The organism is Clostridium rectalis (genome assembly GCF_900626095.1).
Lineage (GTDB): Bacteria > Bacillota > Clostridia > Clostridiales > Clostridiaceae > Clostridium_AS > Clostridium_AS rectalis.
In genome coordinates this window covers 1-4,844 of record NZ_UYZZ01000020.1, presented here as the reverse complement: position 1 = coordinate 4,844, position 4,844 = coordinate 1, and the positions used below count along the sequence as shown (strand labels likewise).

Here is a 4,844-nt window from a genome sequence, read left to right as displayed (position 1 = left end):
ATTTATTAGATCAAGCCCTCGACCTATTAGTATCAGTCAGCTGAATACATTGCTGTACTTACACCTCTGACCTATCAACCTTGTGTTCTTCAAGGGGTCTTACTAGCTTACGCTATGGGAAATCTCATCTTGAGGTGGGCTTCACGCTTAGATGCTTTCAGCGTTTATCCCGTCCTGACATAGCTACCCAGCTGTGCTCCTGGCGGAACAACTGGTGCACCAGAGGTCAGTCCATCCCGGTCCTCTCGTACTAAGGACAGCTCCTCTCAAATTTCCTACGCCCGCGACGGATAGGGACCGAACTGTCTCACGACGTTCTGAACCCAGCTCGCGTGCCGCTTTAATGGGCGAACAGCCCAACCCTTGGGACCTACTTCAGCCCCAGGATGCGACGAGCCGACATCGAGGTGCCAAACCTCCCCGTCGATGTGGACTCTTGGGGGAGATCAGCCTGTTATCCCCGAGGTAGCTTTTATCCGTTGAGCGATGGCCCTCCCACGAGGAACCACCGGATCACTAAGCCCGACTTTCGTCCCTGCTCCACCTGTATGTGTCGCAGTCAGGCTCCCTTCTGCCTTTGCACTCTACGCGCGATTTCCGACCGCGCTGAGGGAACCTTTGGGCGCCTCCGTTACTTTTTAGGAGGCGACCGCCCCAGTCAAACTGCCCACCTAACAATGTCCCGTGACCAGATTCATGGCCGCCGGTTAGAATCTCAGTACTATCAGGGTGGTATCCCAAGGATGACTCCACTCAGGCTGACGCCCAAGTTTCCAAGTCTCCCACCTATCCTGTACAGACAATACCGAAACTCAATGCTAAGCTACAGTAAAGCTCTACGGGGTCTTTCCGTCCAATCGCGGGTAGCAAGCATCTTCACTTGCACTACAATTTCGCCGGATTTGTTGTCGAGACAGTGCCCAAGTCATTACGCCATTCGTGCGGGTCGGAACTTACCCGACAAGGAATTTCGCTACCTTAGGACCGTTATAGTTACGGCCGCCGTTTACTGGGGCTTAAGTTCACCGCTTTGCTTACGCTAACGGATCCCCTTAACCTTCCAGCACCGGGCAGGCGTCAGCCCCTATACATCAGCTTTCGCTTTAGCAGAGACCTGTGTTTTTGCTAAACAGTTGCTTGGGCCTATTCACTGCGGCCACACAATGTGTGGCACCCCTTCTCCCGAAGTTACGGGGCTAATTTGCCTAGTTCCTTGACAACAATTCTTCCGATGGTCTTAGGATTCTCTCCTCACCTACCTGTGTCGGTTTGCGGTACGGGCACCAATTTACTTCATAGAGGCTTTTCTTGACAGTGTGGAATCAGGTACTTCGCTTTAAAAGCTCCCTGTAACACCTCAACTAAGCTTGACGGATTTGCCAATCAAGCACGTCTAAGTGCTTAGACGCACATCCAATAGTGCGCACACCTTATCCTACTGTGTCACCCCATCTGTCAAACGCAAATTGGTGGTATTGGAATATCAACCAATTGTCCATCGCCTACGCCTTTCGGCCTCAGCTTAGGTCCCGACTAACCCTGAGCGGACGAACCTTCCTCAGGAAACCTTAGGTTTTCGACCAATAAGATTCTCACTTATTTCTCGCTACTTATGCCAGCATACTCACTCCTGTATAGTCCACCGCTCCTTTCGGTACGACTTCAACCCATACAGGAAGCTCCTCTACCGCTCTTACGAGCCCATAGCTTCGGTGGTAAGTTTGAGCCCCGGACATCTTCGGCGCAGGATCTCTTGACTAGTGAGCTATTACGCACTCTTTAAATGAGTGGCTGCTTCTAAGCCAACATCCTAGTTGTCTTAGAAATCCCACATCCTTTTCCACTTAACTTACACTTAGGGACCTTAGCTGATGATCTGGGCTGTTTCCCTTTTGACTACGGATCTTATCATTCGCAGTCTGACTGCCTGGATAAAAGTATATGGCATTCGGAGTTTGATAGGGTTCAGTAACTGTTGTCAGCCCCTAGCCCATTCAGTGCTCTACCTCCATTACTCAATTTCCAGACGCTAGCCCTAAAGCTATTTCGAGGAGAACCAGCTATCTCCGAGTTCGATTGGAATTTCTCCGCTATCCACAGCTCATCCCATGGTTTTTCAACACCAATTTGGTTCGGTCCTCCACGGAATTTTACTTCCGCTTCAACCTGTCCATGGATAGGTCACCCGGTTTCGGGTCTACAGCATGCAACTAGTCGCCCTATTCAGACTCGGTTTCCCTTCGGCTCCACACCTTAAGTGCTTAACCTTGCTACATACCGTAACTCGCTGGCTCGTTCTACAAAAAGCACGTCGTCACACGTTAATGTGCTACGACCGGTTGTAGGCACACGGTTTCAGGTTCTATTTCACTCCCCTTCCGGGGTTCTTTTCACCTTTCCCTCACGGTACTGCTTCACTATCGGTCACCAGTTAGTATTTAGCCTTGGGAGGTGGTCCTCCCTGCTTCCCACAAGGTTTCACGTGTCTCGTGGTACTCTGGAGTAGACCTAAAGACTCTACTTTTCATTTACAGGACTATTACCTTCTGTGGTGGAGCGTTCCAGCTCTCTTCAATTAAATTTCATCTCCGTTATGGTCTATCCGCAACCCCAGGAACAAGTTCCTGGTTTGGGCTCTTTCCCGTTCGCTCGCCGCTACTTAGGAAATCGAATTTCTTTCTCTTCCTCCGGGTACTTAGATGTTTCAGTTCCCCGGGTTTCCCTCCATAAACCTATGTATTCAGCTTATGGTACATACCGTTAGGTATGTGGGTTTCCCCATTCGGAAATCTTCGTATCACAGGCTATTTGCGCCTACTCGAAGCTTATCGCAGCTTATCACGTCCTTCATCGGCTTCTGGTGCCAAGGCATTCACCATGCGCCCTTTGTAGCTTGATCTTTATGATTTATTCTACAAAAGGTTTTAGTTAACCTTTGCTTTTTTCTTTACTTTACTTTTACTTTGTGCAATTTTCAAAGAACAATAGAGAGATTAATCTCTCAAAATTAAACAGAGAATGAAACCTTCAAGAAAGAATTACCCTTCTTGTCGACTCCTTAGAAAGGAGGTGATCCAGCCGCAGGTTCTCCTACGGCTACCTTGTTACGACTTCACCCCAATCATCAACCCCACCTTCGGCCGCTGGCTCCTTACGGTTACCTCACGGACTTCGGGTGTTGCCAACTCTCATGGTGTGACGGGCGGTGTGTACAAGGCCCGGGNTTAGTCTCTCAAAATTAAACAGAGAATGAAACCTTCAAGAAAGAATTACCCTTCTTGTCGACTCCTTAGAAAGGAGGTGATCCAGCCGCAGGTTCTCCTACGGCTACCTTGTTACGACTTCACCCCAATCATCAACCCCACCTTCGGCCGCTGGCTCCTTACGGTTACCTCACGGACTTCGGGTGTTGCCAACTCTCATGGTGTGACGGGCGGTGTGTACAAGGCCCGGGAACGTATTCACCGCGACATGCTGATTCGCGATTACTAGCAACTCCGGCTTCATGTAGGCGAGTTTCAGCCTACAATCCGAACTGGGATGAGTTTTTGAGTTTAGCTCCACCTTGCGGTATTGCATCTCTCTGTACTCACCATTGTAGCACGTGTGTAGCCCTAGACATAAGGGGCATGATGATTTGACGTCATCCCCACCTTCCTCCCGGTTAACCCGGGCAGTCTCACTAGAGTGCTCAACTTAATGGTAGCAACTAATGATAAGGGTTGCGCTCGTTGCGGGACTTAACCCAACATCTCACGACACGAGCTGACGACAACCATGCACCACCTGTCTCCCTGCCCCGAAGGGCTTCCTCCGTTACGAGTAATTCAGGGGATGTCAAGTCTAGGTAAGGTTCTTCGCGTTGCTTCGAATTAAACCACATGCTCCGCTGCTTGTGCGGGCCCCCGTCAATTCCTTTGAGTTTTAATCTTGCGACCGTACTCCCCAGGCGGAATACTTATTGTGTTAACTGCGGCACAGAAGGGGTCGATACCTCCTACACCTAGTATTCATAGTTTACGGCGTGGACTACCAGGGTATCTAATCCTGTTTGCTACCCACGCTTTCGTGCCTCAGCGTCAGTTACAGTCCAGAGAATCGCCTTCGCCACTGGTGTTCTTCCTAATCTCTACGCATTTCACCGCTACACTAGGAATTCCATTCTCCTCTCCTGCACTCTAGACTCCCAGTTTGGAATGCAGCCCCCGGGTTAAGCCCGGGTATTTCACATCCCACTTAAGAGTCCGCCTACGCACCCTTTACGCCCAGTAAATCCGGACAACGCTCGCCACCTACGTATTACCGCGGCTGCTGGCACGTAGTTAGCCGTGGCTTCCTCCTCTGGTACCGTCATTATCGTCCCAGAAGACAGGGTTTTACAATCCGAAGACCTTCATCACCCACGCGGCGTTGCTGCGTCAGGGTTTCCCCCATTGCGCAATATTCCCCACTGCTGCCTCCCGTAGGAGTCTGGACCGTATCTCAGTTCCAATGTGGCCGATCACCCTCTCAGGTCGGCTATGCATCGTCGCCTTGGTAAGCTTTTACCTTACCAACTAGCTAATGCACCGCGGGCCCATCTCAAAGCGGATTACTCCTTTGATTCATTCCTCATGCGAGGTCTGAATGTTATGCGGTATTAATCCTCCTTTCGGAGGGCTATCCCCCACTTTGAGGCAGGTTACCCACGTGTTACTCACCCGTCCGCCGCTAATCCACTCCCGAAGGAGCTTCATCGCTCGACTTGCATGTGTTAGGCACGCCGCCAGCGTTCGTCCTGAGCCAGGATCAAACTCTCAATTTAAAAGTTTAATCTTTTTTAGCTCATCGCTATTTTAACACTT

2 rRNA genes are annotated in these 4,844 nt (G+C 50.4%); both read right to left on the bottom strand.

The annotated features are described in order from the left end of the window. Window positions 1-6 precede the first annotated feature (6 nt). Window positions 7-2,899 (bottom strand): 23S ribosomal RNA (locus tag EJL03_RS15740). Between the two features lie 394 nt (window positions 2,900-3,293). Beyond that, a 16S ribosomal RNA gene (locus EJL03_RS15735) occupies window positions 3,294-4,804 on the bottom strand. Together the 16S and 23S rRNA genes form the textbook arrangement of a ribosomal RNA operon. Window positions 4,805-4,844 lie beyond the last annotated feature (40 nt).